This window comes from uncultured Streptococcus sp., from assembly GCF_915066115.1.
Lineage (GTDB): Bacteria > Bacillota > Bacilli > Lactobacillales > Streptococcaceae > Streptococcus.
This window is the reverse complement of record NZ_CAJZDT010000138.1, coordinates 1-4386: the sequence shown is the minus strand read 5'-3', so window position 1 is coordinate 4386 and position 4386 is coordinate 1. Positions and strand designations below refer to the sequence as shown.

At 39.5% G+C, this 4386-nt stretch carries 3 protein-coding genes and 1 pseudogene; 1 reads left to right on the top strand and 3 read right to left on the bottom strand.

Features of this window, described 5'->3' with window-relative positions; genetic code table 11:
• A pseudogene (locus tag QZ565_RS08355) lies at positions 1 to 439 on the bottom strand (penicillin-binding protein); the annotation flags it as partial.
• A 141-nt stretch (positions 440 to 580) separates the two neighbouring features.
• Here QZ565_RS08355 and tyrS point away from each other — a divergent pair.
• Positions 581 to 1837, top strand: a complete 1257-nt coding sequence (tyrS, locus tag QZ565_RS08350; RefSeq protein WP_000546884.1) for a tyrosine--tRNA ligase — start codon at positions 581 to 583, stop codon at positions 1835 to 1837.
• 78 nt (positions 1838 to 1915) lie between these two features.
• Here the strand turns inward: tyrS and QZ565_RS08345 are convergent, their stop codons facing one another.
• Together QZ565_RS08345 and QZ565_RS08340 are read right to left on the bottom strand one after the other, a co-directional pair.
• On the bottom strand, positions 1916 to 3979 hold the full coding sequence (locus QZ565_RS08345) for a heavy metal translocating P-type ATPase (protein ID WP_295528134.1): 2064 nt from the start codon (positions 3977 to 3979) through the stop codon (positions 1916 to 1918).
• Between the two features lies 1 nt (position 3980).
• Positions 3981 to 4259, bottom strand: a complete 279-nt coding sequence (locus QZ565_RS08340; RefSeq protein WP_000910904.1) for a DUF6110 family protein — start codon at positions 4257 to 4259, stop codon at positions 3981 to 3983.
• Between the last annotated feature and the right edge of the window lie 127 nt (positions 4260 to 4386).

Genomic DNA, 4386 nt, shown 5'->3' with positions numbered 1-4386 from the left:
CATCTTCCGTCGCAATGATAGCCTTCTTCAGATGTTCCGAAATTTGTTCAGATGAGATAGAAGCGCGCAACAAATCACTCTCTATGGAAGCAATCACCGTCCCATCCGCATAGGTAATCTCTGAAATAGAAGAGATGTCCTTGACCTGATGTACCAATTCTTCTGTCTGAGGCACCCGAACCTTGTCAAATAAGGCCACTCCGTACCCCAAAGCAATCCCAGCTCCCAACATTCCTCCTAGAAAACCGAGCACAAAGAGTAAGTTAAATAGGGCTTTTATACTCAGTAAAATAGCTGGAAAAATGGCTGGCTTTTCTAAGGATTTAGATTTTTGGACACTTGAGCCTTTCTTGCCAGGGCTAGCTGATTTTTTATTTTTTTGTTTTCGCTGGAAAAATTCCAGCATTTTTCGTTTTAATTCATTTAATTGATTTTGCATGGATTTCCTCACTCTATCTATTATACCATAAAAGGTAAACTTTCAATAAAATAGCCACTTTCTTCCCTATTCTGCTAGGCTATTGCCCAAGTTTGTGATACAATAGGTAGAAACAATAATTTTAAAAAGGAGAAAAGACACATGCACATTTTTGATGAGCTAAAAGAGCGTGGTTTGATTTTTCAAACGACTGATGAAGAAGCTTTACGTAAAGCCCTAGAAGAAGGTCAAGTTTCTTATTATACTGGCTACGATCCAACTGCTGACAGCCTTCACCTAGGCCATCTTGTCGCAATCTTGACAAGTCGTCGCTTGCAACTAGCAGGTCACAAACCTTATGCGCTCGTTGGCGGTGCTACAGGTCTCATCGGAGATCCGTCCTTCAAAGATGCTGAACGTAGTCTCCAAACAAAAGACACAGTAGATGGCTGGGTCAAGTCTATCCAAGGACAACTTTCTCGTTTTCTTGACTTTGAAAATGGTGAAAATAAAGCTGTCATGGTCAACAACTACGACTGGTTTGGCAGCATCAGCTTCATTGATTTCCTCCGTGATATCGGAAAATACTTTACTGTCAACTACATGATGAGCAAGGAGTCTGTGAAAAAACGGATTGAAACAGGAATTTCATACACTGAGTTTGCCTACCAAATCATGCAAGGTTACGATTTCTTCGTTCTTAACCAAGACCACAACGTAACGCTTCAAATCGGTGGTTCTGACCAGTGGGGAAATATGACAGCTGGTACTGAATTGCTTCGTCGTAAGGCTGACAAGACAGGCCACGTTATCACTGTTCCACTGATCACAGATGCAACTGGTAAGAAATTTGGTAAATCAGAAGGAAACGCAGTCTGGCTCAATCCTGAAAAGACTTCTCCATACGAAATGTACCAATTTTGGATGAACGTTATGGACGCTGACGCTGTTCGCTTCTTGAAGATCTTTACTTTCTTGTCACTTGATGAGATTGAAGACATCCGCAAACAGTTTGAAGCAGCTCCACACGAACGCTTGGCACAAAAAGTCCTGGCTCGTGAAGTCGTGACTCTTGTTCACGGCGAAGAAGCCTACAAAGAAGCCCTCAACATCACTGAGCAACTCTTTGCAGGAAACATCAAAAACCTTTCTGTTAAAGAACTCAAACAAGGACTTCGGGGTGTACCAAACTACCAAGTTCAAGCAGATGAAAACCACAACATCGTGGAACTGCTCGTCTCATCTGGTGTAGTAAACTCAAAACGCCAAGCCCGTGAAGATGTTCAAAACGGAGCTATCTACGTCAACGGCGACCGCATCCAAGACCTTGACTATGTCTTGAGTGACGCAGATAAGTTAGAAAATGAACTGACTGTTATCCGTCGTGGAAAGAAAAAATACTTTGTATTGACTTACTAAACTGTTCAACATTTACCTATAAAAAAAAGGAGTTAACCTCGAGAAAGGTAACTCCTTTTTGCTGTTAATAACTCTCATCTATCTATTTTTAATAGACAGGCTACGCAGGACTATGCGTAAGGTTGTTAGATTATGTAAGATAGAGAGATTTGAAGGACTGAGCCAATTAAACAAGCCAAAGCCAATCAAACTACTATTTACGACAACGGTATCTTGAATATTCTTCTTGATGAGTGTTTGCAAAGATGATGATAGCGAATCCAACTCTTGGAAGAAATCCAAACAATTATCTAACAATAAGATATCGCTCATCTGCTTAGAAATATCTGCACTCTCATTCATCACCACACCGATATCTGACAGGGTTAGAGCCGCTGAGTCATTCAAGCCATCTCCAACCATCAAAATAGTGTGACCTGCTTTCTGCAGTTCCTCTACTAACTCAAATTTCCCATCAGGTTTCAAGTCTGTATAGACCTGATCAAAGGGCAAATCTTTGACTAATTCCTCTGTTCTAACCAAGGTGTCCCCTGTTGCCAGAATCAATTTTTTCCCTTGTGCCTTAAGTTTCTCCAAGGCTGCTTTTGCTTCTTTTCTCAAAGGAGTATGAATACAGAACATTCCAATCAATTCATTCTGATAAGCCAAGAATAAGAGATTGTAGTGACTCTTGTACTCTTCAATTAAAGCATTTTGTTCTGAACTGATATGAATTTGCTCATCCTGCATCAAAACATAATTCCCAATAAGAACTGGTTGCCCATCTATATGAGATTTGATCCCCTTGCTTGCGATATATTGGAGTTTCCCATGCATTTCCTCATGTTCAATTCCCTCTATCTCAGCTTGCTTGACGATGGCATTAGCAATAGGATGATAAATGTGTTCCTCAAGACAGGCACTGATTCTGAGAATATCTTCCTCACTATAGTCCCCAAAAGGTAACACCTTTTCAACTATAGGATAACTAGTTGTGATTGTTCCCGTCTTATCAAACAAGAAAGTATCAACTTCCAGGTATTTCTCCAGAACATCCCCATCCTTAATCACCATTTCACGGTTCAACCCCTCCTTGATAGCTGTCAAATAAGCTACAGGAGTAGAGATTTTCAAAGCGCAGGAGAAATCGACCAATAGGAAAGAAATAGCCTTAGAAAAAGAACCTGTCAATAGGTAAGTCAGCCCAGCCCCCAAGAAATTATATTTGACGACCTTATCCGCCATTTTGATGAAATAGCGTTGTTTCGTTTTCTTGTTTTCTTCAGATTTCTTCATCAACTCAATCAGTTGTAAAATCCGGCTGTTCATCTGATTATCGGTTACACGAATGCGCAACTCTCCAGTTTCTAATACTGTATTTGCACAAACCAAATCAGACTCTCTTTTTTCAACTGGAAAACTCTCTCCCGTCAAGGAACTTTCGTTGACCATACCTAAACCTGAAACTACTTGTCCATCAAACAGAATTTCATTTCCTTGAGATAGGACCAAGACATCTCCTATTTGAACATCGGAACTCTTGATACTAACAACCGTATCCCCCTGTACTAGAAATACATCGCTCTCTTTTGCAAGAAGGCTTTGTTCTAAATCTGTTGCAGTTTTTTTCAAGGACCACTGATCTAAATGATTCCCCAAATCAAGCATAAACATGATATTGCTAGCTGTCTTGGATTGGTTCATAAACAAGGACAATAAAATCGCCGAACAGTCCAAAACTTCCATCGTTAGTTCCTTACGCGCTAGTGTTTGATAGGCTTCTCTAATATAGCCAAAAGCCTGATAACAAGTCCATATATAGCGAATAGGATACGGCACAAAACTACGAAAAAGTATACGCTTAATCGCTGCACCTGAAACAATAGAATAAGCACTCTCTTCTCTACGAATGGGAAGAGTCATCAACTCAGAAACTTTCCCTTTATCAATTCTTTTTAAAAAGGCTTCTGCATTATCTAATACAGAAAAGCCTTCTTTTATGCGTAGAGTAAAGTGCTGTTGATCCATGTAAAACTGGATAGACTCAATCCCCTTTTCATCTCTCACCAAGGAACGAAGATAGTCTTGAATATCCAAGGTGAGTGAAAAAGAAGATGATAGTCGGATATGTTGGTATCCTCTATGTAGCACTTTAAAAGACATATTATTCCCCTATAAGGCTATCTAATTGCTCTTCTTTTTTCTCTTGCTCGTACAAATATTTGGCATCTTGCAAGACATCGTCTCCATGTTGTTTCACAACAGAAACAGATGCATCTAGCCCGTCTTTCAACTTGTAAGCCTTAGCCAAAGCTTTAGAATAACCTTTTTTAGCTTCCTTACTTGCCAAGATTTTCAAACCAAGGGTACCAAATGCGACACCACCCAAAAAGAGTGATGATTTTTTCGCAACTTTTGCGACGCTTAATACTTCTTTTAACATACTTATTTCCTCCTTATCATTATTATATAGCAATTTAGATATAAAAGCAATTTCATTTTATAAATTGGAGAATTATACTCAATGAAAATCAAAGAGCAAACTAGGAAACTAGCCGCAGGCTGTACTT

Coding starts and splice junctions, on each gene's coding strand:
- tyrS (WP_000546884.1), top strand. CDS start 581: ATGCACATTTTTGATGAGCTAAAAGAGCGTGGTTTGATTTTTCAAACG.
- QZ565_RS08345 (WP_295528134.1), bottom strand. CDS start 3,979: ATGTCTTTTAAAGTGCTACATAGAGGATACCAACATATCCGACTATCA.
- QZ565_RS08340 (WP_000910904.1), bottom strand. CDS start 4,259: ATGTTAAAAGAAGTATTAAGCGTCGCAAAAGTTGCGAAAAAATCATCA.